This window comes from Deinococcus budaensis (genome assembly GCF_014201885.1).
GTDB classification, from domain to species: domain Bacteria; phylum Deinococcota; class Deinococci; order Deinococcales; family Deinococcaceae; genus Deinococcus; species Deinococcus budaensis.
In genome coordinates, this window is the sequence record NZ_JACHFN010000005.1 from 105,700 (window position 1) to 128,341 (window position 22,642).

The 22,642-nt window shown below is 68.8% G+C and carries 20 protein-coding genes; all 20 read left to right on the forward strand.

What is annotated here, in order from left to right; all coding sequences use genetic code 11:
- Nucleotides 1-25 precede the first annotated feature (25 nt).
- The gene (locus HNQ09_RS08090) at nucleotides 26-1,615 is read left to right on the forward strand and encodes a hypothetical protein (protein ID WP_184027744.1); all 1,590 of its coding nucleotides are present in this window, start codon (nucleotides 26-28) and stop codon (nucleotides 1,613-1,615) included.
- A gap of 76 nt (nucleotides 1,616-1,691) precedes the next feature.
- Nucleotides 1,692-4,655 carry a type IV secretory system conjugative DNA transfer family protein gene (locus HNQ09_RS08095; RefSeq protein ID WP_184027746.1) on the forward strand — a complete coding sequence of 988 codons (2,964 nt, stop codon included), beginning with the start codon at nucleotides 1,692-1,694 and terminating at the stop codon, nucleotides 4,653-4,655.
- A 32-nt stretch (nucleotides 4,656-4,687) separates the two neighbouring features.
- Nucleotides 4,688-5,188, forward strand: coding sequence for a hypothetical protein (locus HNQ09_RS08100; protein ID WP_184027748.1), 501 nt, complete (start codon nucleotides 4,688-4,690; stop codon nucleotides 5,186-5,188).
- A gap of 96 nt (nucleotides 5,189-5,284) precedes the next feature.
- Nucleotides 5,285-5,632: a hypothetical protein gene (locus HNQ09_RS08105; RefSeq protein ID WP_184027750.1), complete on the forward strand. Its 348-nt coding sequence runs from the start codon at nucleotides 5,285-5,287 to the stop codon at nucleotides 5,630-5,632.
- Entirely contained in the window at nucleotides 5,610-7,040 is a 1,431-nt protein-coding gene (locus HNQ09_RS18655; RefSeq protein WP_221269700.1) for a transglycosylase SLT domain-containing protein, read from the forward strand. Before HNQ09_RS08105 ends, HNQ09_RS18655 begins: the two co-directional genes overlap by 23 nt.
- 555 nt (nucleotides 7,041-7,595) lie before the next feature.
- The gene (locus tag HNQ09_RS08120) at nucleotides 7,596-8,057 is read left to right on the forward strand and encodes a hypothetical protein (protein WP_184027755.1); all 462 of its coding nucleotides are present in this window, start codon (nucleotides 7,596-7,598) and stop codon (nucleotides 8,055-8,057) included.
- Nucleotides 8,058-8,165: 108 nt separating this feature from the next.
- Complete coding sequence (locus tag HNQ09_RS08125; protein WP_184027757.1) at nucleotides 8,166-8,792, forward strand: hypothetical protein; 627 nt, start codon at nucleotides 8,166-8,168, stop codon at nucleotides 8,790-8,792.
- Between the two features lie 103 nt (nucleotides 8,793-8,895).
- Nucleotides 8,896-9,594, forward strand: a complete 699-nt coding sequence (locus HNQ09_RS08130) for a single-stranded DNA-binding protein (protein WP_184027759.1) — start codon at nucleotides 8,896-8,898, stop codon at nucleotides 9,592-9,594.
- A gap of 194 nt (nucleotides 9,595-9,788) precedes the next feature.
- On the forward strand, nucleotides 9,789-10,058 hold the full coding sequence (locus HNQ09_RS08135) for a hypothetical protein (RefSeq protein ID WP_184027761.1): 270 nt from the start codon (nucleotides 9,789-9,791) through the stop codon (nucleotides 10,056-10,058).
- A gap of 55 nt (nucleotides 10,059-10,113) precedes the next feature.
- Nucleotides 10,114-10,569 (forward strand): hypothetical protein, encoded by a 456-nt coding sequence (locus HNQ09_RS08140; protein WP_184027763.1) that lies wholly within the window; start codon nucleotides 10,114-10,116, stop codon nucleotides 10,567-10,569.
- 519 nt (nucleotides 10,570-11,088) lie between these two features.
- Nucleotides 11,089-11,967: a ParB/RepB/Spo0J family partition protein gene (locus tag HNQ09_RS08145; protein ID WP_184027766.1), complete on the forward strand. Its 879-nt coding sequence runs from the start codon at nucleotides 11,089-11,091 to the stop codon at nucleotides 11,965-11,967.
- A gap of 220 nt (nucleotides 11,968-12,187) precedes the next feature.
- Nucleotides 12,188-12,457: a hypothetical protein gene (locus HNQ09_RS08150; protein WP_184027769.1), complete on the forward strand. Its 270-nt coding sequence runs from the start codon at nucleotides 12,188-12,190 to the stop codon at nucleotides 12,455-12,457.
- Nucleotides 12,458-12,508: 51 nt separating this feature from the next.
- Complete coding sequence (locus HNQ09_RS08155; protein WP_184027772.1) at nucleotides 12,509-13,213, forward strand: hypothetical protein; 705 nt, start codon at nucleotides 12,509-12,511, stop codon at nucleotides 13,211-13,213.
- A 227-nt stretch (nucleotides 13,214-13,440) separates the two neighbouring features.
- Nucleotides 13,441-19,569, forward strand: coding sequence for an AAA family ATPase (locus HNQ09_RS08160; RefSeq protein WP_184027775.1), 6,129 nt, complete (start codon nucleotides 13,441-13,443; stop codon nucleotides 19,567-19,569).
- A 332-nt stretch (nucleotides 19,570-19,901) separates the two neighbouring features.
- Complete coding sequence (locus HNQ09_RS18835; RefSeq protein ID WP_184027777.1) at nucleotides 19,902-20,060, forward strand: NADAR family protein; 159 nt, start codon at nucleotides 19,902-19,904, stop codon at nucleotides 20,058-20,060.
- Nucleotides 20,061-20,071: 11 nt separating this feature from the next.
- On the forward strand, nucleotides 20,072-20,275 hold the full coding sequence (locus HNQ09_RS18840) for an NADAR family protein (protein ID WP_184027779.1): 204 nt from the start codon (nucleotides 20,072-20,074) through the stop codon (nucleotides 20,273-20,275).
- 112 nt (nucleotides 20,276-20,387) lie between these two features.
- The gene (locus HNQ09_RS08175) at nucleotides 20,388-21,032 is read left to right on the forward strand and encodes a Rad52/Rad22 family DNA repair protein (RefSeq protein WP_184027781.1); all 645 of its coding nucleotides are present in this window, start codon (nucleotides 20,388-20,390) and stop codon (nucleotides 21,030-21,032) included.
- A gap of 113 nt (nucleotides 21,033-21,145) precedes the next feature.
- Nucleotides 21,146-21,535 (forward strand): hypothetical protein, encoded by a 390-nt coding sequence (locus HNQ09_RS08180; protein WP_184027784.1) that lies wholly within the window; start codon nucleotides 21,146-21,148, stop codon nucleotides 21,533-21,535.
- A 95-nt stretch (nucleotides 21,536-21,630) separates the two neighbouring features.
- A complete protein-coding gene (locus tag HNQ09_RS08185) occupies nucleotides 21,631-21,933 on the forward strand; it encodes a hypothetical protein (protein ID WP_184027787.1) in 303 nt (100 codons plus the stop codon).
- A gap of 86 nt (nucleotides 21,934-22,019) precedes the next feature.
- A complete protein-coding gene (locus HNQ09_RS08190) occupies nucleotides 22,020-22,601 on the forward strand; it encodes a hypothetical protein (RefSeq protein ID WP_184027789.1) in 582 nt (193 codons plus the stop codon).
- Nucleotides 22,602-22,642 lie beyond the last annotated feature (41 nt).

The window sequence follows — 22,642 nt, forward strand, 5'->3', positions numbered from 1 at the left end:
GCAGGGATCATTCCGCTTCGCGTTCATGCTGGGCATTCTTGCGCTGACCCTGTTGGGCAACGCCGGGGCCACCACGACGCCGGGGCTCTTCGAGGTCAACCTGTCCGACTACGTGCAAAATCCCCGGATCTGGATGGATACCCTGGCCAAGGACATCGGCGACCAGCGGCTGATCCAGTCGCTCGCCCTGTACGGCATGTACATCGCCGGTGGCATGGGCCTGTACGTGATCTTTTTCAAGGGCATCTTCCGCAACAACTGGGGAGTGGCCACCCTGACCATGTTCAAGATTCTCGCCGTGCTGGCCATCATGGATGCCACCCGAGATGGCAACGGGCCGGTCTGGGCCGTCATCGACAGTTCCACCGCCGGGTGGTCGGCGCTCTACACCACGGCCTCCAGGCTCGCCAGCCCATTGATCAAGGATGCCGTCGAGGTGGGCACGGCGGACATGGCGAACGCGGCCCACGAGTACCTGATGGCGGCGGGCGCAGCGTCGGGCATCGCGGAGGTCATCACGACGGCGCAGTGGAAGAACCCGAACAATCCGCTCGACGACACGACCGTGCAGGCCCTGGTCACGGCCGAGCAGCAGGCCCGGCAGATCTCACCGCTGGACCGCGCGAGTTGGATCGTGCAACTGGGCTACGTGCTGATCCTCGGATTTTTCGCACTCTTCACCTCGATCATCCTGGGAAGCGGCTTCAGCCTGATCCTCGGCAGTCTGCTGCTGCCGTTTGGCGTGGTGGCGTGGGGCATCGGCGACGGCCGGATGCTCAAGTACATCCTCATGCTGGTGATCGGGGCGTGGCTGACCGCTGCCGTGACGCCCTTCGTCATGGTTCTGTCCGCCAAGATCGCGGTGCAGTACCCCCAGCAGGTGCTCACTAACCAGATCAAGAGCAGGACAGCCGACCTCAATGCCCTGGCCTATCAGTACCGAGAAGAGATGGTGAAGTGCATGTCGGGCACCACCGGTCAGGGGAACGAGTTGGGCGTTCCCAAGTGGCTCGGCGGTGACTCCGCCTGCTCTGGAATCAAGGCCTTCTTCCTCCAGATCAACGCCGGGTTGCAGTCGTTCTGGAGCATGGTCCGGGGGTTCATCCTGTTCGTCATCGCCATGGTTGTGGCTCAGGGCATCGCGGCCGCCCAGCTCCGGCGCGTCCCGGGCTTCCTGGCGAGCGCACTCAGCACGGGCATTGACTCGACCGTGTACGGCATTCAGACAGCAGGTGCGGGCATGTTGGCCCGCATGGGGGGGGGCGCCATGCGGGGCATGTCCGGACCCGCCGGGAACCTGGCGACCACCGGCGGCCGGGCACTCGTGGGCGGCGCGAACGCCACTGCGGGAGGCGTGGGCTACATGGGCAAGAACGCCACGGACTCGTACCGAACCGCTCGGCTCGGAAACGAGATGAACCGGACGATCCGGGACGCCCCTGGACAGTCCAGCCGTGAGACGTACTCGAACGCCGCCTCACGGATGAGCCCGCAGGGCGGCACGCAGACCAGACCCCAGCAGCCGTACACCGGGAACAGCGGCAACCCTGGCAGCGCGCGCGGCACGGCCGCCGACGTGGGCGCCAAGAGCGGCCGGACCAACCAGAAGAACTGACCTCACAACCAGCAGCAACCCCTTCCAGGCGGGCCGTCATCTGACCGCCCGCCTGCACTCACTCAAGGAACGGACGATGCTACAGAAACGGAACAACATCGAGAACCTCCTCGTGAAGTCGAGGTCGCCGTGGGCGGTCCTGGGCATGACCCTGTGCCTCGCCGCGTTCTTGGGCGGCCTTGCGTATGGCGTGGGTGAGCTGATCAAGCTCATGGTCGGTCTGGGAAAAGAGCTGATCGGCCTGGGCTGGGGGCGCGTGTACTCTCAGGAAAGCCCGCTGATGGTGTTCACCTACTGCCTGGGAGACGGGCGCTGTGCACCTGGGGCCAACAAGGCGCTGTCGGCCGCCTTTCCCTACCTGCCGTTCGCCCTGAGCTTCGTGCCGCTGGCCGGAGCCGCCCTGATCCACCGCGCAGGAGGTGGCAACAAGCACGTGAAGATGCCTGGCCAGCAACGTTGGGCGCTGGAGACGGACGACAAGATCAAGGTCTATGTCAGGGGAGACAAGGACCGACCAGAGAACAAGCAGAGCGGTTACCTCGGCTACTTTATGCGGCCCGCGGGCACCGACCGGTTCGACCTGAAAAAGCTCGAAATGATGATGCCCCCGGTCGAGGACCGCTGCACCAACACCATCATCATTTCCGGCGTCGGCGGCGGGAAAACTTCCGGCCTCTTCATTCCACAGCTCATGATAGACGCCATCCAGGGCAACAGCGTGATCCTGTTCGACCTGAAGTACCCCAACCGCAAGGGGTTCTACAACATGATCGCGTTCTGGCACCGGCTCGGGCGACAGGTGCAGCTCTTCACCCCGTTTTCCGAGGACACGCTGCACATGCCGCTGCTCGACAGCGTGACGGACATGAAGACGGCCCTGGAGGTGGCCGAGAGCATCATCACCCCGCCCGAGTATCAGAAGGAGGTTGGCGAGCACTACAAGAGCGTGGAGCGGCACACACTGGCCTCGATCATGCTGGCCGTCGCCAATCACCCCGTGCAGTCCAAACGCACCTTCCGTGAGGTGCTGCGCATCGCCCAGTCCACCAAGACCGAGCTCGAGCAGTGGTATCAGCGCGAAAGCGCGAACAATCCCGAGATCAAGGAGGCGATGAAGGGTATCTTCGACCGCTCGCCAGCCGCCAACGCGGACATGCTGCGGGGACTGATCTCGGAACTGAAGATCTTCTTCAACCCGGTCTTGGAACGGGCCACGACCAGCAGCCCGGGACGCAACCTGAAGCTGGTGGACGTGTTCAAAAGGCCGACACTCCTGTACGTCGGTATTGAGCAGGAACACCTGGTGGACGGCTCCGGGGAGACGCTGATCAAACTGATCAATCGCCAGGTGGACCGGGTCGCGTTACAGGAATCCGCGCGGCAGGGCGGGACCCTGGCCATTCACGTCGAAAAAGTCTTCGACGAGTTCAACAGCTTTGGTCGGCAGGGCAACATGATGCGCTCGACGGCCACCAACCGTGAGCGCAACATCGGCATGACCATCGGCGTCCAGAACAGCAGCCAGGGGCGCTTGGTGTATGGCGACCTGTACTACTCGGCGATGACCGAGAACGTTATCGGCCACACCATCCTTCTCCCCTACGGCATCACCGGTCAGGACGCCATCAACTGGTCGAAGTTGCTGGGAAACACGAGCAAGGTGGTGACGGGTGAAAGTGCCGCAAACGACCAGTTCCTGCCCACGCCGTTCAAGGGGCGGCGCACCACCTCGGAGCGCGTGGAGCGGCAGGCCTTCCTGCCTCCAGAGGAATTCGCCACATACACCAAGAACGAGGGTGTCCTGTTGATGATGGGGTGCCCGCCAGTTCGCATCAAACTGCCGCGTTACGACGCTCGGTTTGTGGTCTCCGTACCCTGGTGGCAGTTGTGGTCTCGCCCAGTCGAGAACCGCATAGCAAAGGTCTACCGGAACGTCATGGGGAAGGTCGCGCCCGGCGTGCTGACCGACCAGCTTCTGGCCGATCCCAGCTTCCGTCATCAGGGGCGGGCACCCGTGCAGGAGAACGCCCCGGAGACTCCTGAGGCGCTGTTGCATGCCTGGGCGGACGCCGCGCTGGAACAGGGCGCCCGGGTGCGTCTTGTCAGGGCGACCAATCCCCCGAAAATCTACGTTTCCAGCGACTCGTTCGAGTCCCCAGTCTCGGCCGAACAGGTCGCGTTCTTGGTGGACCAGAGCAAGTGGCTGGCCCGCGGTGCGGCGGGCACAGAGTTGCGCATCACGGACGCGGGACAGGCCCTGCTCGGCGAGACCAAGATGAAGCGTTTCACGGACGCCGAGGTGCTGGGGCCGATCATGCGCTGGATGCGTCAGCGGGCGCCCAGCATCGAACACCATCCGGTCCGCGACGCGTTGCCGGAAGACCAGCGCCAGGAGGTCACGGCGTACTACGAGTACGAGATGCTGGCGATGCCCTCCACGGTGCTGCGCGAGTTGCTCGGCGTGGTCCCAGAACTGCCCACCAAGCGTCTCGGGACCAAGAACCTGGTGGTGGTCCCGTTGAACGATCCCGCGAGGCTCAGGGCAGCCGTAGACGCCGCCCGCGAGGCCGCCGAGATGCACCCCAATGGCGAGGCCAAGGGCTGGGGCAAGGCGAGACAGGAGGCTGCCGCGAACCAGCCTCCCGTCGACCCTGAACCGCGCCCGAAGCCCGCGAAGACAGGACAGTCAAAGACCTCCAAGAAGGAGTCCAGAAAGGCACCGACCCTGCTCGAGGAGCACGCCTTGCTGAGGGCCCGGGAGGCTGCCGAAATCGCAGAGGTCGCCGAGATGGAGGCGGCACCCGCCCCCGCTCCAAAACCGGTCAGGACACCTCGCAAGAAGTCGGGAACATCACCGTCCCCAGCAAGCAACCAGCCCCCGATTTTCCTGCCTTTGCCGGAACTGGAGCGAACCTCAACCGGCCTACCCTCAGAGCAGGCAGGTGCAACGGAGCCCACGCCCGAGTCCAGTTCAAACGTGGAGGCCGTGCCAGACGTCATGGCGATTTTCACGGCCAACCGTATGAGGGGAGAGGAATGAAGAAGCTGTGTTGTGTTTTGACCCTTATGTTAGTGACGACGGCAGGCGCGCAGGCCTCGCCGCGGGTCGCGCTGAACGTGGCCGTCAACCTGATCGCGAGGGCGCAGAACTCGCTGCTGATCTACGCGCCGACCATGCAGAATCCTGAAGTCACCACGGCCTACCGTCAGGCCGTCGCGCGCGACGTCACGACGGTGATTATCACCACCCCAGAGGCGGTCCGGCAGGGCAGCAGGAACGAGCGCGTAGTGCAGGTGGCCTTTGCCGGTTGGGACACCGAAGTGACCCAGCTCTACGCACCGAACGTCACCAACGCGGCGACCAGCGTGCCGTTCGTGGTGATCGACGAAACTTTCGCCCTGGTGGGCCGCAACCTCACCCGGATTCCGCTTCCGGGAGACAGCGTGCAGGTGGACCTGGTGCGTGACCCGAAAATCGTGGCGTCGCTGGTGAAGTGGGTCAAGGCAAACGCGCAGGCCAATCCACAGGTCGACCTCCTGAAGTGGTTTTCCAATCGCCTGAAACGGTCATGAGCAGCAGCAAGCGGTGCGGCCTCCGGGCCGCTTTGTGCTGGCCCGGCTCCCGGGCAGAACCACTCCCCATCTACGGTGCAGGGCGAGGTGATTGCAGTGAAACAACGGTGGTTCTACCCAGCAGATCTGTTCTTTCTCGCCTGCGTGGTCCTGGCGGTCATGGCCGCCTCCGCGGGCGGGGCCCTGGGCTACTTGATCGGCTTGGTCACGGTGGGCGTGGGCCTGATCGTCAGCATCCTCCAGCGCATCCTGGTGGCGGTGCGCCTGCCCGCCCCCGCCCTACGCGAACAGGGGCAGACGGCAGGCGGCACGTCCAGGGCCGGGACGCACCTTGGGGCCGTGGCGGGCAGCGCAGAGGCGACGGTACGCCCGGGTGCGGAGCAGGCGGGCGCCGCAGCCGCGATGCCCGGAACGGCGCAACATGACGGTCAACTTCCCCGCTAAGTTCACCCGCAAGTGGGCGCTGATCGGAGGCGTGATCAGCGCCTTTTCCGGTTCAGCCCAGGCGTGCGGCGTGATCCCCCAGAACCTCCACGGCTGGACGGTGTATCACGCCGGACGTTTTGGCCTCGACCCCGATCTGCTGGTGAGTCTGATCTGGGTGGAAAGCCGGTTCTGCCCGCGCGCCGTCAGCCCCAAAGGGGCGCTCGGCCTGGGCCAACTGATGCCCGGAACGGCACGCGACCTGGGCGTGACCGACCCGCTCGACCCCCGGCAGAACCTGTACGGGGCGGCGAAGTATTTGCGAAGGCAGTGGGATACCTTCAAGGACTGGCCTCTCGCGCTGGCGGCCTACAACGCTGGCCCGGGCAACGTCATGGCAGCCGGGGGGGGTACCCAACATTCCGGAGACCCGGAACTACGTGGCAAAAGTGCTCGCAACATACCGGGCTTTGAAGCGGGCTCCGGTCCGTTTCCAGGGGGTGAACGGATGACGGTGGTGGACCTGACGAGGCCCGAGGAGTACCAGATGGTGCTCGACTCGTTGCCGGAAGAACTTCAGGTGTATCTGGCAGGCCGGATGCACCTGGTCGACGACATTGCCCTCGACGTTGGGCAGCACTTCGCCGTGCTGATGGACGACCTCAGCGTGACCTTCCCACGGGTGGTCACGGAGGCCGACTTGATGCGCGTGTTGAACCGGGTGGGCCGACCTCGTGCGGACGGTCGCCAGGGCATCCCGGGCACCCTGCACCGGTACAGCACAGCGACGAATGCCGCCGGGCAGTACACGTCCATTTCCATTCGGGTTGGCCGCTACCTGATGGGCATGTTGGAACCGTTGCGAAAGGAGATTGAGGCGGCTCAGGGCATCGCGATTGTGGGCGAACCCTTCTCGGGGAAGACGGCCACGCTCCGGGACTGCATGCGCATCCGCACGGAGATTCAGGGCAAGCGGTTGTCCGTGGCCGACACCAGCGACGAACTTCTGGGACCTGGTGTGATCCCTCACGCCTGTGTGGGCGTAGCAAAACGGGTCTCCGTCGGGGACCCCTCCAGACAGCGGGCGATGATCGCCTACGCCTTGCAAAACAACAGCCCGCGCGAGCTGCTGACCGACGAAATCGGTCCGCGCGACGACGTGCCGCTGGTGGTGGAGTACGCCAACAAAGGTGTGCTGTTCGACGCCACCCTGCACGCCCGCAACACGGCTCAGGCCTTCACGAACCTGACCTACCGGCCACTGTGGGGACTCGACGCCAACAAGCAGGTGGTTAGCACACCCATCTTCAGCCTGATCATCGAGGTGCTGTCGAAGGGTGTGTACCGCGTAATCGACGACGTGCCGGGTGCAGTGGACGCCTGGTTACGAGGCGATGAGATCCAGGGACGAATGATGCAAGCCGCCTGAGCCCACCCCTTCCACAAACGCCGCCGGTCTCCCCGATCAGGCGGCGTTTTCCTGTCACCATTCCGCGCCCCAGTATGTTCAACCCACACCTCCCGGAACAGCGAAAAAGGCAACGCCTGGAAGCACCTGTTTTCATCGAGATGCCGCAGTTGAGACCGACCGATTTGCAGCCCTCGCCTGTACCTGTGCCAGGTAAAATGCCCCGCTTTCGCGGCAGAGCGTGGCTGCGGTCAGTTGCTCATGTAATCCTCATTTTAGAGGCCAACTGGGGAGCCCGGTGACCAGCCCTCATCCCATGCGGGTTTTACATTTGAGCGCCAATCCTAAACCTCAGACCCTGGCCGTTTCTCGCCGTTCCAGCGCAGGTACAACCCACGTTCCTGTCTCTATCAAAATCACTTCACCAACTGATTTAGATTATAAACCGCAATCTCTCACGCTCTTCATACTCCGGGGTTGTCTCCGAACCGCCGCCGCACCCGCGAGTGCCAGTCGGAGTCACCACATAGGCGGCGGAAGTGGCCGGGGGAACCTGCGCCGTTTTACGGTCAGGGTATGGAGACGGAGAGCAAGCGGGAGCTAGAGTTTGAAGGCAAGTCGGTGCGGCGTCTGAGCGAGGTGATTGCGGCGTTGCCCGAAGACGCGGCGAAGCGTTTTCTCACGGCCTACGAGGAGGCGTACGCCAAGGCGGTGTTCGAGGCGGTGTTCCTGCGCGAGACGCTGCCCGCCAAAGTCGGCGGCGGCGCCAGGCGAGACGAGCTGATCGAGGTGACCCCGGCGTACGAACGGTGGGAACGCCGGACCCGGGCGTGCGTGCTCGACCCGGGTCCCCACGCCGAGGTGTCCACCTCCCTGGACGAGCTGCAACAGGGAGACGCGAGTTTCGCCGAGCTGGCCAAGGCCCGCCGCGAGGCCACGGCGACACAGAGAAAGGCAGCACGAGGCTCACGCCGTTCGGGAAGGAAGCCGAAACCCAGAGCGGGCGCGGCTAAAGGACCGGACGCCAAAGCGGCGTGACGTGATTCAGAGGTGGTCGGGAAGGGAAGGGAGAGCGGTGGTCCCTTCCCTCTTTCCATGCCGCCTGATGGACCGGGTGTCGCGCACTCACGTGCGCGCGGGCAGGTCATGTCGCAAAAACAGTACGAGGTGCACTTCCGCAATGGACGCTCGGTCGTGGTGAACGACGCGCTGGCGCTGGCCGGTGTGGTCTTCCGGGAGATGCCGCAGCGGGTGACGGTCTGGGACCGGGAAACGGGAGAGGCACTGGAGGAACTGGACGGCCGCCTGCGGCCAGTCTGGAGCGCCGGGGCCACGCCGCTGGTGGAGGTGGAGGAGAACCTGCTGGGAGGGCTGTTGCTGACGACAGGGGCGGCGCACGTGACCCTGACCTGGGCGGAGACCGTGACACTCCTGATGGTGGTCGTGGCGCGGGCGAACCCGGGCTGGCGGGGACTGGCGAACGGAGAGCTGAAGGTGTGCGCCTCCGCAGAGGTCGTGTCGCTGTCCCTGAACGGGGCGCAGGACACGGTGTTCCTAGACGCGCCGTCGGGGCGGGCGCTGGAGCGGCGGTTGCGCCACCTGGTGGACGGCAACGCCGAGGCGGCGCGGCTGCTGCTGGCGGCACAGACCCCGCAGGGCTCGTGGACGCACAAGCTGGCGAGTCCGTTCTCGCGGCCCCAGCCCCGGAACAGCACGCTGGGTGCCGGGCAGTACTCCCGTCCTGAGCGGACGCGGCGTGGCAACAGACGTTAGCGCGCGGTCCCTCGGCGCGTCAGGGGTCGGACGCTGGCGCGTCCAGGGGTGAAGTGTCGGGAGTGGTTCGGCACATCGAGATCACGCATAGGGAGGAACGCACATGGCCTTGGGACTGAACCGGGTGACCCTGGGGGGGCGGTTGGCGGAGGACGCGGCGCTGCGGTACACGCCGACCGGTATGGCGGTACTGGAAGGCACCTTGCACGGGCAGGAGGAGCTGTTCGTCGGGGACGACGTGCGGATGGTGGAGTGGTACCACCGCTTCGAGCAGGTCGGGAAGGCCGCCGAGTACTCGGACAAGCGCCCCTGCGTGAAGGGCACGCCGATGGTGCTGGACGGCTCGCTGGAGTACAGCGAGTGGGAAGCGCCGGAAGGCGGCAAGCGCAGCGCGCTGAAGGTCAAGGCCTTGCAGCTCGCGGTGCTGGACGCTCCGGCGGACGCGGTGCTCGGCCTGAACCAGGTGCTGGTCTCCGGTCACCTGGCGCGCGACGTGCAGCTCCGGCAGACGGCGGCGAAGGAACCGGTGCTGGAGATGCGGGTCGGCGTGACGGACCGCTTCAAAAACCGCCAGGGCCAGCCGCAGGAGAAGACGCACTGGATAGACGTGGTGTTGTGGCGCCACCTGGCCCTGACGCACCAGGGTACGCGCAAGGGGACGGGCGTGGTGGTGGGAGGGCGGCTGTTCAACGAGCCGTGGACGGATCGCGAGGGCAACAAGCGCCTCTCCACGAAGGTGGAAGCGCGGAGCGTGCAGCTTCTCGCGCGCAGCAGTCAGGACGCCCCAGCAAACGGTGCCTGACCCTCCCCTTGCCGGTCAGGAAGGGATGCGGACCCCTGGTCTCCCCCACAACGCGGGGAGACTGGAGGCCCTTTTTTTTACGGCCACTGGGCATGTACGTCGGCATCTTCGCCCTCGCGGCCCGGCGGACACCGCTATCGTCGGAATGGTCAGCCTTCGCGCCTGCGGCGCTGGGAAGAACGCGGAGGTGCAGGATGATGGCAAAGGTGTTTCATGCCAGGGGTCCCGGGGCACAGTGGCCGGACGACTTCGTGCTGGTGGCGGAGGTGGAACGCTGCACTGACCCGGACATGGCCTTCCGGGTGGTGCAGCACTTTAGCGACTCGCACTGGGCGCGTGGCTCCGGTGTCCGCTGCCTGGTGCCCCAGGAGACGGCGCGCAGCACGAGGCCGGGTGACGTCGTCGAGTTGAACGGCGAAGTGCTGGAGTGCATGCCGGGCACGGGGTGGCGGCGGCTGGAGTAACACTCGGGAACGCAGACAGCGGGGAGTCGCGCGCGGCCGCGCGCCGCAGAGGGGCATGACCCAGGACGAACGCGCCGACGTGATCCTCGCCTTCCGGGACTCGGACTTCCGCCTGATGCACCCCAACCCCAAGTTCCATCACGAGACCTACCACGTGGTGGGCCGGACAGGCACGCCGGTCGAGGGCGTGAGCCTGCGCTTCAGCACCCTGCCTGAGGGGCGCGAGCTGGTGTGGGAGTGTCAGGGCCACCTGGCGATGCCGGACGTACTGACCTTTGCCACCCGCCAGCGGGTGTACGGCGGCGCAGTGCTCGGCGGATACGCCAGCGTGCACGCGCACTTCCGGGGGACATGGGCGGGCATGCGGCGCCTGGACCTGCTGGCGCTGTGCCGCGAGGCCGGGGTGAAAGAGGAGCAGCGCGCGGGGTGGCTCGAAGGCGCCCGCGCGTACGTCAGGGCGTTCTGGCAGGTGGTCGGGCCGGGACCCACGGTTGAGAACGCGGCCGATTGAATTGAGGGGGTGCAGGGGGGGACGTGCCGGTGTATGGCGCGTCTCCCCTTTTTGCGTGGAGCGTCGCGGCGGCCGGGGCCGCCGCCAGGTCGGGTGTGAAAGGAGGTGAGAGCATGTGGAACTTCGTCTGGACGTTCCTGACCAGGTGGCGGTTTGACACCTCGGGCCTGGGCAGCGAGACGCAGGTGATCTGACCTGAGCCCCTCGTGGGGGTACGGGGTGCCACGCGGTGCCGCGGCCCCCTCTTCTCATGGAGAGAGCCATGCACCCACTCTTCCGTTGCGCCGTGTTGGGCCTGTGCACCGCCGCCATCCTGCTTGGCCTGATCCTGCTGGGGCTGAGCGTCTGGCAGTGGCACGCTGGCCCGGCGGACGTTCAGCAGATATTGGACCGTTCTCGCGTTGGCGTGGCAGGACTCTAGGTCGGGGCGCTGATGTGCGATTGGGTAAGGGGCAGGAGGCGGAGCCGGTAGTGTCGCGCCGGGACTGCACCGGCGCGGTAGCCGCAGTGGAGGTCAACATGGACGCAACACCGCTGTTTCAGGACTCAGGCGAGCGGCAGTACCAGGTGGTGCCGCTGGCGGAGATCGAGCCGCCCGAGCTGCGGGGCGCGCGCAACCCCATCGGCCCGAGCGTGGGGGAGTTCGGCATCCTCACGCCGCTGGAGCTGTACCCGGCGCCCCAGGGCAGTCCCTACCGGTACCGCGTCTCTGCCGGGAGCCGCCGCTTCCACACCGCCTGGGACGTGGGGCTGACGGACGTGCCCGCGTTCGTGAGCAGCAATGACGGGTCGGCGGCGGACATCACCGGCATCGAGAACCTAGGGCGCTCGAACAACCCGGTCGCCGAGGCGCTGGCCCTGCGCAAGAAGCTGAATCAGGGTTACAACCTCAAGGGGGTCGCGGACCTGTGGGGTGCGCCGCTCGGTACCTTGAAGAAGCGCGCCCGGCTGCTCGAGCTGCCCGAGTGGGTGCTGGACCTGGTCGGCGAGCGGGTGGCCGTCGGCGTGGTCGAGCAGATTGCCGGGCTGAACGAGCCGTACCGCACGCAGGCGGTCGAGGCCTTACAGGCCAAGGTAGCGGGGAACCTGGGCGCGAAGTTCACGGCCGACGACCTCAAGGGCGCGCGGGTCGCCCACGCCGAGGACCTGGGCGACGTCCTCGGCGCCGCCCTGATGGACGCCCCGGCGCCACTGATCGAGGTGGACGTGGTCGCCGACCTGGCGAGCCGGGTGGGGGCGATGGCCCGCCACGAGGGCGTAGACCTCGGCGCGCTGGCCCAGGCGCTGCTGAACCTGGTCCGGGACGGCGCCGCGCCGGAGACATCGGCCACGCGGTGCCCACCGTGGAGGCCACGCCGGAGCCCACCCCACCAGAGGTGCCCGCTCCGCCCGCCGTAAACCGTCCTCCAAGCCGGGTGCGTGTGACCCGCTCCGGAGCCGCCTGAGGGCCAGCAAGGCCAGGGGCGGCGGCTGGGGGAGATGGCCTCCCGGCCCGCGCTGCCCTCTTCCCGGGGCGGGGAGAGGGCCCGGCGCCCGATCACTTCCCCGAGGTTCCCATGACCCAGCCCCTGCACCGTGCGCCGTCCACGTCCGCGGCGTGACGGTGGACTGGTGCGCCGTGCCCACCCACACCTCCCCCTGGGTGCTCACGACATACCTCACCGTAGCGGAAGCCTGCGAGTACGCGCTCAGCGGCCGCACCCCTGCCCTGCGGGCCACCTGGACCCAGGCCGCCCGCCCGGTCACCCTTCACGACCTCGGGCGGGCCGCGACCCTGCTGAGCCTAATCGGGCCGTGGAGCGTGGTAGAGATCACGCCCTTGGGGTGGACACGCCGCACGGTTACGGGCGCCACCTCGGTCCACGTCGAGCAGGTCCTGCCGCCCTGAGGAGGGGTCGCGCGCTGCTCGCGCGCAGGCGCAGGGCAACGGAGGTGCAGCATGCACGGACTGGCGCAGGGTGGACGGCGGCTTTGCGGCGACGGGCGGATGCTCGGCGGATGGTACCTGGAATGCGCGGTCAGCGCCAGCGGCTCCCACCCACTCGACCACTTCCTGGTGGACTTCCCCACCCTGGTCCCCACCAACCTGAGCGTCAGCGCGCTGGGCGTCACGCTCTGGACTGATCCCAAGGGGGTTACGCACGTCGTGGACGTGATCGGCGAGTCGCACTACCCCTTCGTGCCGGACTTCTGGGAGGAAGCGCGGCGCATGGGCTTCTCGCGCAAGGTCTCCCCCACCCTGCCGGTGGGCAAGCTCAGCGCGCAGAGCCGCTTCCTGTTCCTCCACAACAAGGCGCTGATCGCCAATCCAGAAGCCCTGATGCCTCACCTGGAAGGGACGCACGTCTGCCCAACGGGCAAGCGCCACCCCGCGGACACGAGTTGCACCGGCCTGCACTGGTGGGTCACGCCGAGCGCCACGCCGGGGACCCTCACCCGGTACCTGGGAGAGGGGGCGTACGAGTTGCGCGGCCACCTGGGGGCCGGGGCGCCAGCCGTGCGCTACGCCCGGGCGATCTTCGCGTCGGTGCCGATCACCGCGATCAGCCACATCGTGGGCCAAGGCGGAGTGCAAGGGGCCAACCAGGCGCAGTTCGCGGCCGCGCAGCAGAGCGGCCTCCCCGTCTACGCGGTGCGGGCGTGAGCCCCCACGATCGTGCGACCGTCTGGCGGCAGTCGGAGGCGCTGCTGGGGACGGGAAGCCCGGGGACAGCGCTGAGGAATTGAACGGTTGCATCTCTTGAAAGTCCTCGTCCAATTGCAATTAAGGTTGCCCATATAAAATGAAGGCGTAAGGTGGCGATTTGCTGAATCAGAGAGAACCTGGAGTCCACGCGCGAGCCTGGCCCCGCCCAACGAAGGAGGCCATGCTTGCCGCGTAGATCGGCGCGTGCGAAACCGACTCCGCCCGCCGAGGGCGAGCGGCGCGCGATGGGCGGGTATCTCTCCCAGTACCGCTGGGCGGCGGCCCGCGTCCTGCGCGACCTCGAGCGCGGCCTCGCCTGGATTCGGCTCGCCGACCCCGGCGCGGGGCGCACGGACGACCTCCAGGTCGGGTTCGACCTGCGGGTGGACGCGTACCAGGTCAAGTGGAGCCAGTACCCCGCGCCCTTCACCTTCCAACAGCTGGTGGCGCAGGGCGGCGACACGCCGCCGCTGGTGGCACAACTCGCCGACGGCTGGACCCGGCTGCGCGCCAGCAACCCTGGGCGGCGCGTGGTCGTGCACCTCGTCACCAACGACCTGCCGTCCACCCGGGACCGCCTGCCCCTCGCCGACGGCGCCCGGCACTCCCACTTCGCCGCCTTTATGGAGGAGGGGTGGAGGCCCGGGCCGCGCCACGCCCCGGGGGCCTGGCGCGGGGCGTGGCGGGCCCTACAGCAGGCCAGCGGGCTAGGCGAGCCGGAGTTCGAGCGGTTCACCGCCGACTGCGATCTGTTATTCGGAGAGAAACTCCCGGCCCCGAGCGGCGCCCCCGGGGCCGGGGCGCCGCAGGAGCCATTTCTCGAGCACCTGGTCCGGCACTTCATGGCCGTGGTGGCCGACCCCGGGGGCACGGTCGAGGTGTCGCGCGCCGAGCTTCTGGCGAGGCTGGGCGCCGGGGCCGGGCAGTTCCGGGCGCGACACGACTTTCCAGTGGGCGCCGCGTACGTGGCGAGCGGGGCGACGGCCACCGCGTTTGCCCAAGCCCTGGACAGGTTGCCCGGCGGGTACGTCGCCGTGTTCGGCCCGCCCGGGGCGGGCAAGTCGACGTTCCTGACGGCGGCGCTACGAGAGCGGCCCGAGCGGGTGGTGCGATATTACGCGTACGTGCCCGACACGCACGATCCCGTGGTCGCTCGCGGCGAGGCGGTGAACTTCCTGCACGATATTGTGATGGCGCTCGAGCAGGCGGGCGTGCCAGCCGGGGCGCGCGTGCGCCCATTGGAGCGGGAGGCGCTCCTGGGCGCATGGCATACCCAGCTACGGCACCTGCACGAGGAGTGGCGCACCCAGGGCGTCCGCACCGTCATCCTGATCGACGGTCTCGACCACATCCCGCGCGAGCAGCGCCCGAACCGGTCGCTCCTGCAGGACCTCCCCCTGCCTGAGGAGGTCCGTGAGGGGGTGTTCCTGGTACTGGGCACGCAGACGGACCACCTTGACGGCCTCCCGACGCGGGTGGCTGTGGCGCTGCGGGAGCCCTCGAGGCGCGTCGACGTGCAGCCCCTCAACCGGGAGGAGGTCGCCCGGTTGGTAGAGCAAGCGCGTCTTCCAGTGCCGCTCGACCCAGAGCGGCAGCGGCGCGTGTTCGACGCGTCGAGCGGGCACCCGCTCGCCCTGTCGTACTTGCTCCAACGTCTGGCGGGCGCCGCGACGGTGGTGGACGTAGACGAGGCGCTCAGCACGGCGGCGGTCTTCGGGGGCGACGTAGCCCTCGAGTACGAGACGTACTGGTCTGCTCTGGAGGCCGAGGAGCCGGTGCGCGCCCTGCTCGGCCGGCTGTGCCGGCTGCGCCGGGTGGTGGACCTCGAGTGGGTCGAAACCTGGGCTGACCGCAGAACCCTGCAGAGGTTCGTCGCGCTGACGTGGCAATACTTCCGCCGCGAGACCGACACGCGCTGGTACTTCTTCCACAACAGCTTCCGGCTCTTCCTGCTTAGCCGCACGGCGCGCCGCCTGTTCGGCCCCGGGCAGGACGAGGCCCTCGACCGGGCGCTGCACGCCGAACTCGCTGACCGGTGCGCGGCGTCCGGGTCGCCCGTGTGGCGCTGGGAGGAGCTGTACCACCGGGCCCGCGCCCAGCAGGGGGACGTCGTGCTGGGGTGGGTCACCCCGGCCTGGGCACGCGAGCAGTTCTTCGCCCTGCGCCCGCACGACGCCCTCCAGACCGACGTGCTGCTCGCGCTGCGCGAGGCGACGGCGCGCCGCGACGGGGTGGCCCTCGCGCGCTGCGCGCTCATCCTCTCGGAGTTGCAGCAGCGCGCGTCCCAGCTCGACGTGGCCGAGTTCGACTTTGCGGACCTGCTGCTCGACCTGAACGAAGCCCAGGCGGCCGCCGAGCTCCTGCGCGACGGCGGGAAGCTGCGCGTGAAGCGTGCCCGCGCCCTCGACCTCAGCGTGCGCCTGCTGGAGGCGGGACTGGAGACCGAGGCGCGCGCCGTGTTCGGTCTCGCCGAGCCGTTCGAACTGTTCTCCGGCCGTGCGGTGGCCCTGGATTATCCGGACGAACCCCGCGAGGACATTCAGGCGTGGGCGCGCGCCGCACCACATTTCCGGCAGATGCCTTACCTGATTGGTGCGATCGAGCGCATCAGGTTTGAGCGCACGCGGGGGTGGGAAACCTCCGAGGACCCGACGCGTGAGTGGCAGGCACACCTGCTGCTGCTCACTGGCCTCGGCGCCATTGACACGAGGAACGAGGGGGACGTCTCACTCGTGGACGCCGCCTTGAACGCCCGAAGCGACGCCGCAGAAGCGCGGTTCTGGCTCGCCATGCACCGCTGGCGGGAGACTCCCGGGGCCCGGCGCGAACTTGTTCAGGGCGCGGCAGAAGCCTTTGCGGGCGCAAGCCTGTCCGCGAACGCGCGGCTGACGCTCGCTGAGGCGGTGCTCCGCGACCTGGGTGACCCGGTTCGCGCCGCCGAACTGGCCGAAGGCCTCTCCCCTCCAAGTCTGGACGACGTCCTGAACGTACAGAACGCCGAACAGGTGTTTCACCGGCACCTGCGGCACTACCGCCTGCTGTTCGCCCTGGGGCGGGAGGACGAGGCACGCTCGGCGGTCCCGGGGGCCGAGCGGGACGGCCAGCGGGGGCTGGTCGCGTACGAACGCGCCCTCAACGTGCTCGGGCGCCTGTGGGCGGACGCGTGGCGTGGCCGCCTCCGATCTGGGGCCGCGCTGTTCCACGAGGTGCAGGTGTTCATCCCGCTGTTCGACAACTTCCGTCCACGCGGCGGCGACGGGGTGGCGAGCTACCAGGTCCCCCACCAGCGCGCGGCCTTCCTCGAATGGGTGGTGGACGTCGCCCACGCGCACGGTCCGGCGGCGTTCGACGAGGTGCGCCGGCTCGTGCAGGCGCAGTGGGACTCACCGCCCAGCCGCGCGGCATGGCCGGTCGCCGTGCGCCGCCGCGTCGCGCGACGCTTTCTGGCCCACGGCGCGTCCCCCGCCTGGGTCGTCGCGGCCCTGCATGACGTGCAGGCGGACATGCCGCGGCACGCGGAGATGTTCGGGCAGCTGGAGGATGTGGCCGAGCAGGTGCGGGCGTGGATCGAGGTGGGCGAGTTGCCTGCCGCCCGGGGCATGCTGCATGAGGCGCAGGCGCTGTCCTTCAAGGTCGGGCAGCGCAAGGACGAGCAGATGACCGACTGGGTGGGCTGGCTTGGTCGGCACCTTCGGGCACACCCCGGGGACGCCGGGGAACAGCTCGCGTGGTGGGCGCGGGCCGTCGCGTCGCTTGAGCACTTCACCGAGACCGGGGCCGAACGGCGGGCAGCCCAGGAACTGATTGAGGTCGCGTACGGGCGCGGCGCCGACTACGGCACCGGCTTGTTCGAATGGTTCGTCTCCCGCGGGACCCTGTCCTTTGCGGCTGGCCTCTCGGCCCTGCTCGGGGCCGCGGTACGTGGCGCGTCGGGGGAGACGTTGGCCCTGGTGGGCGCGGGGGTGCGCGACCTGCTAATCGCGTCATCCGCGAGCGCCCAACCGGGTGCGGTCGGCAGGTACCTCCGGCGCACTGCGGAAATGGGTGGGCGGGCGCTTGCGGAGGCGGAAACGTCGGACCTGCGACGGGCCGTGGCGCTTTACGCCCTGCCCTCCGAGCTCGCTGACTGGATGGAGGGCCTGAGGGACGTCGCCGGCGAGCTGGACCTCGAGGTCCCAGGTTTGGACGTGAACGCGCCCCCCACGGGCGTGCAGGACTACGACTCGCGGGTGCTGCGCCGGACCTCCGGTCCCCCCCTGAGCCTCGCGCAGGTGCTGCGCCGCGTCCACACGCTCGACGAGTTCTTCGACCTGCTGGGCGAGCAGGCCGAGGGCCGTTCCTTCGGCTGGGCACCGGTGATGCGGGCACTGGCGCCCAGCCTCGGGCCCGGCGAGGTGCAGCGTCTGGCCGAGGAGGTCCGGGCAGGCCGGGCCGGGCTGGGCCAGGGCGTGGAGTCCGGCCGGTCCTTGGTGCTCGCCGCCCTCGCCCGGAGCCTGGTGGCGGCTGGGCAGGCCGAAGGCGCCTGGGCGCTCGGCCTGGAGGCGCTCCACACCTCGAGCAGCAGTGGTTGGACCCGGTGGATCGACGGCGGGACGCGCGTCGAGGCCCTTGCGGCGCTGGTCGCCGCCGATCCCGCCCGGGGCCATGCACTCGCGTTCGATGTCCTCGCACGCGACATCGAGGCGCAGCCGTACCTCGCGCAGACCGTCGCCCAGGAACTCGACATGGTGCTGCCCCTGCTTGCGGACTTACCGCCGACCGAGGCCGTTTGGGGCGAGATAAACGGATACGTTCAGGCGATGTTCGCTCGGGCGCCCCTGCCCGACGACGACCCGACGTTTCCTGCCCCGGGCCAGGCGGAGGACGACGTGCTCGCTCGCGGTCTCGTGCGGGTGGCGCGCCACCCCGTGCCGCTCCTAGCCTTCGGGGCCCGCCGCGCCCTCACGCGGCTGTGGGGCAGCGGTCACGGCGCCGTGACGCGCGCCCTGCGTGAGGGCGTGAACGGGGACGAGGCCACGCGGGAGGCCCTGGCCATCGTGCTTGAGGGCGCCGGGAGGGACTGGCCCGACCTGCTGCGTGGTTGGTCGGGGGAACTCTCGGCCTGGGCGCTGACGGACAACGTGGCGCTGCGGGACAGCGCGGTGAGGCTGCGGGGCCGCCTGGGTCTCGTCAGGGCCGCTCCGCCCCGGCGCGCCCTACCCCTGGAGTACGCCCTAGTGGTACCCGGGGATGTCGCGGCGCCCTCCTTCCTGTTCCCTGTGCGGTCCGACGACGCCCTGCCCGACTCGGCCGACCCGGCCCAGACCCTGCGCCCGTACAACGAGGTGCTGGAGTATGTGGCCGACCTCGCTGGGCTGGGCGGACGGGCCGTGCTGTGGCGGGCGAGGCGGCTGATGGGGGAACTGCGCCCGGAGGCGGCCTGGTCCGCGTCGGGCGAGCGAGCACTGCGTGACAGGCTCGACCGGGCGGGCCTGCGGCTGACATTCAACCGGCCACGCGCGGCCCTAGCGAGGAGGGCGCTGTTCCACATCGTGGCGGAACTCCTCGATGCGGGCCAGCTCGACGCGGCGGACCAGCGCCTGTTGCGGAGCGAGTTGAGGTTCTTCGACCCGGCGTTCGTGACGCGCGAGCCCGAACCTCGCCCCGAGTTCGTAGCGGCGCCCCGCCGCGGGTGGGCCCGCTCGCCCGCTGCCTGGGAGGACGTGGTGGCCGGCGCGGCCGCAGGGCTGCCGTTCGTGCTGACGGACGGGCGCGTCGTCCTAGCCGAGGAAAGCCTGTTTCGCCTGGTGGACCAGGGGCGGCCCTTTGAGCGACGCTCGTCGCGCGTCGACCGCGCGGCCCTCCTGTACGAAGTGCCCGGGGGCGTGCGTTTCCCGAGGTCCGTCCTTGTCAACGCGTGGCTGGACGACTGCGCGGCAGGCACGGGTCCTGACGAGGACGTGCCGCTAATCGTAGAGCACGAGGGGCGTGGCTTCGACACGCCCGGCGAAGGGTGGCTGGCCCTCCACCCAGCGCTAGGAACGCGGTTGGGGTGGTCGTTTGACGCCCGCGGTCTGTTCCGTTGGACGGACGGGCAGGGACAAGTGATGGTGGAGAGCCTGTGGTGGCAGGCGGGCGGCGCCGACCACGCCCAAATCGCCAGCAACGCTGCGCTCGGCCGGGGCTGGATGGTCGTGGCGACGGCGGCCGGTTGGGCCGCGCTGCGCTCGGCCTTCAGCCGCTGGCGACGGGTCGTCCGAGTGGAACGTGGACGTGAACCTACTCCCGACTCCGTGGATGAGAAGGCGGTTGATCAAGAAGTGCATGAGGTGTAGGGGGCGACGGCCACACCCCGGATTGTTGAGGCGTGTACTTTTAGGCGCAATTCCTTAGCGCCAATTCGGTCCAAGCTTATTGGCCTCGAGCGTCTTACACGGCGAGCTGCCAGAAAACCGGGTGCCCGAGCCTGAAGACTTTCCGAGTCGTGTCACCGCCCTATGCCGAGCCGGAGGCGGGCCGGTCCGGGGCCTCCTCCCCACCGTGCCGGACAGCCCTGTCTTCAAGGGTCCCCCCGGCGGGGCCGGGGGAACGGCCCGGCATAACCGAGATACGAGGGTTCCGTGGTCGGCACGCCTTTCTGAGCAACTTCGAGCCTGCCGTTATCTGGATGCGGGGCACGCGGTACCCGACCATCGAGCACGCCTTCCAGGCCTGCAAGACGGAGGACCTCGCCGAGCGGGCCGTCATCGCCGCCCTGCCGACCCCGGTGGAGGCACGGCGGGCCGCGGGCAGCAGGTCACCCTACGCCCGGGCTGGGACGACCTGAAGGAGGAGGTGATGCTGGCGATGCTCCGCGTGAAGTTCCGCCAGCCGGACCTGCGCGAGCGCCCGGTGGCCATCGGCGCGGCCACGCTTGTGGAGGAAAACGCCCAGCGGGATCGGTACTGGGGCCTCTACCGCGGGCACGGCCTGAACCGGCTGGAGGTGCTGCTGATGCAAGTCCGCAAGGAAATCCTGGCCGTGCAGCTTCAGGCGGCGTAGCCTCCCTTGCCGGGCCGGAAGGGACGCCAGCCTCTTTCCGACCCGGCCGGGCGTCGCGGGCGCCCGGCGCCCGCCGGGGAAGGATGACCCCACGAGGTCAGAAAGGATGCCCATGCCCGACCAGCCCGACAACCTGCCCCTCTCCCCTGCCGCCACCCACCTGTCCCAGGTCCAGCGGCGGTTCCAGGCCCCCTTTCCCAGCCACCTAGTGGGCTGGAAACCGCAGGCCTTCACCAAGGACCGTGGCCGCACGCTGCTGGTGGCCTACGTGGACGCCCGCGCCGTGCAGGACCGGCTGGACGCCGTGTGCCCGGACGACTGGTCCTTCGAGATCGCAGTCGTGGCGAGCACCACCCCCACCGTCAAGGGGCGCTTGACGGTCCTCGGCGTGACCCGCGAGGACATCGGCGAGGCGGGCGAGGGGGAAGCGGGCACCCTCAAGGCCGCCTCCTCGGACGCCCTGAAGCGTTGTGCGGTGCAGTTCGGCATCGGACGCTACCTGTACGACCTGCCCAAGCAGTGGGTGGACTGGAACAACGCGCGGCGCGAGCCCGCCACCACGCCCGAGCTGCCCGAGTGGGCGCGACCGGACGACGAACGCACCGCCGCCGGTGGGGCGCACCTCGCCCAGGCGCTGGAGCAGCTTCGGCATGAGCTGCCGGAGGACCTCGATCTCCAGCGCGAGGTGTACAAGCACCTCAAGGCGGCGCTCGGCAGCATCAATGCCTTCCGGCGCGGCCAGAACACTCCGGCCTGAGCAAAGGGCTTCAGGGGCGGCAGAGGATGTCCCACCGCTCCTGAAGCCCTCCACCGGCGCCGCGAGGTGTCGCGCCCGGAGGGCGCAGTGAGCAGGGGCGAAAGGAGCATGTCATGACCCAGCCCGCGCCGGTTCCCGCCTATGTCCTCTCCACGCCGCACGGCACCCACCTCGCCCACTGCGCCACCCGCGCCCTCGCCGTGCAGGCCTCGCAGGTGCTGGCCACGCACTACGGCGCCGGTTGCTGCTTCGTGCAGGCTGCCACCGGCGAGGAACGGGACGCCCAGGGCTGCGCCCTCGAGCTGCTCACAAGGGACGAGGACACCGAGCTGGTGCTGGCGGTGCAGGCCCGCCTCGATCCGTTCGGCGGGGTGATCACCCGGCAGGTGATGACCCTTCGGGGGCTGGTCTGGCAGGAAGCGCGCCGGGTTCAGGGGCAGCCCGTGGCCTGCACCCTCGATTTCGACCACGCGCTGGCGCTCCTCGCCCCTCACCTGCTCTAAGGGTGAGGCGCCCGGCCCGCCGCCACGGGCCTGGGACACCCCGCGGCCCGTCCCAGGTCCTGCGCCCCGTCTCCCACCGCCCGGAGGAGATCCCCGTGCCCCAGCCCCTGATGTACGTCGCCTACGACGGTCACGACCACCCCTTCCTCGCCACGGCGGACTCGGCCCGGTACGGCGAGGACGACCACGAACCGGCCCGCAGCCTCGCCCGGCACCTGTACCGGGGAGGGCGCGCCGTGGTGCTCAGCCTCAGCCCCAAGTGGGAGGAGGGCGACTCTCTCCTAGACGCCTTGCAAGCTGTGGCCCGCGGGGAGCCCCCCGTGGAAAGCCTCGGTCAGGTCACGGTGGAGGCAACCTACGACACCCTGAGCGCCTTTCTGAACGCAGAGGACTCCTAACGGTCTCTTCGCCAGTGCCCCAGCCCCCAGCAACGGCCGGGGCATCTCGGCCCCCCCCTTCACGCTTTGGTCCCACGAGGTGTCGTATGTCACTCCCATCTCCGCAATCCCGGGCCCTCGCCGCCCTGGTGAACGCCGTGCTCAACCGCGAACTGGCCGTCCGCAGCTTCGAAGCCACGCCGGGTGTCCTGACGCGCTGGCGTCTGCGCCTGAGACTCCACCAGGAGCACCGCGCCCTCACCCGCGCCCTCCGGTTGGGGATGCGTCCCGAGCGGTCCTACGCCGCCGGGCACTGGATGGTCTGGATTACCCGTGAGGGCAGCGTCGTCGTGACCGACGATCTGGAGCTGGACATCCTCAACCGGCAGGTCAGTCTCGAACGGGCCAACGAGGTGCTGGAGCCTCACGGGCTGTGTCTGTGGCCGACCTCCGAGGACGGCTGGACGGCCGTGCTGCTGGACACGACCGGGCGTTACCTCGCCTCCGCAAGCGTGGGCGACCACGGTGACGTCAGGTTGCTGTCCCCGGACCACCGGATGCTGATGCTGACGTCTATGCGCGGGCCAGACGCCCAGGGCTTGCCACAGGTGACCTGCGACACCCGCACCGTGTCGGCGGCCCAGCTCGGCGAGTTCCGGCCCCCCTTGGTGGAGCACCGGAGGTCCTGAAGAGGACCTACCCCATGTGGGCCTGGCCTGCCCCTGGCGGC

Excerpts from the sequence above, each read along its gene's own strand:
- HNQ09_RS08090 (WP_184027744.1), top strand. The coding sequence starts at position 26 with ATGCTGGGCATTCTTGCGCTGACCCTGTTGGGCAACGCCGGGGCCACC.
- HNQ09_RS08125 (WP_184027757.1), top strand. The coding sequence starts at position 8,166 with ATGTCGCAAAAACAGTACGAGGTGCACTTCCGCAATGGACGCTCGGTC.
- HNQ09_RS08120 (WP_184027755.1), top strand. The coding sequence starts at position 7,596 with ATGGAGACGGAGAGCAAGCGGGAGCTAGAGTTTGAAGGCAAGTCGGTG.
- HNQ09_RS18840 (WP_184027779.1), top strand. The coding sequence starts at position 20,072 with ATGCTGGCGATGCTCCGCGTGAAGTTCCGCCAGCCGGACCTGCGCGAG.
- HNQ09_RS08140 (WP_184027763.1), top strand. The coding sequence starts at position 10,114 with ATGACCCAGGACGAACGCGCCGACGTGATCCTCGCCTTCCGGGACTCG.
- HNQ09_RS18655 (WP_221269700.1), top strand. The coding sequence starts at position 5,610 with ATGACGGTCAACTTCCCCGCTAAGTTCACCCGCAAGTGGGCGCTGATC.
- HNQ09_RS08190 (WP_184027789.1), top strand. The coding sequence starts at position 22,020 with ATGTCACTCCCATCTCCGCAATCCCGGGCCCTCGCCGCCCTGGTGAAC.
- HNQ09_RS08135 (WP_184027761.1), top strand. The coding sequence starts at position 9,789 with ATGATGGCAAAGGTGTTTCATGCCAGGGGTCCCGGGGCACAGTGGCCG.
- HNQ09_RS08175 (WP_184027781.1), top strand. The coding sequence starts at position 20,388 with ATGCCCGACCAGCCCGACAACCTGCCCCTCTCCCCTGCCGCCACCCAC.
- HNQ09_RS08145 (WP_184027766.1), top strand. The coding sequence starts at position 11,089 with ATGGACGCAACACCGCTGTTTCAGGACTCAGGCGAGCGGCAGTACCAG.
- HNQ09_RS08180 (WP_184027784.1), top strand. The coding sequence starts at position 21,146 with ATGACCCAGCCCGCGCCGGTTCCCGCCTATGTCCTCTCCACGCCGCAC.
- HNQ09_RS08095 (WP_184027746.1), top strand. The coding sequence starts at position 1,692 with ATGCTACAGAAACGGAACAACATCGAGAACCTCCTCGTGAAGTCGAGG.
- HNQ09_RS08155 (WP_184027772.1), top strand. The coding sequence starts at position 12,509 with ATGCACGGACTGGCGCAGGGTGGACGGCGGCTTTGCGGCGACGGGCGG.
- HNQ09_RS08130 (WP_184027759.1), top strand. The coding sequence starts at position 8,896 with ATGGCCTTGGGACTGAACCGGGTGACCCTGGGGGGGCGGTTGGCGGAG.
- HNQ09_RS18835 (WP_184027777.1), top strand. The coding sequence starts at position 19,902 with ATGCGGGGCACGCGGTACCCGACCATCGAGCACGCCTTCCAGGCCTGC.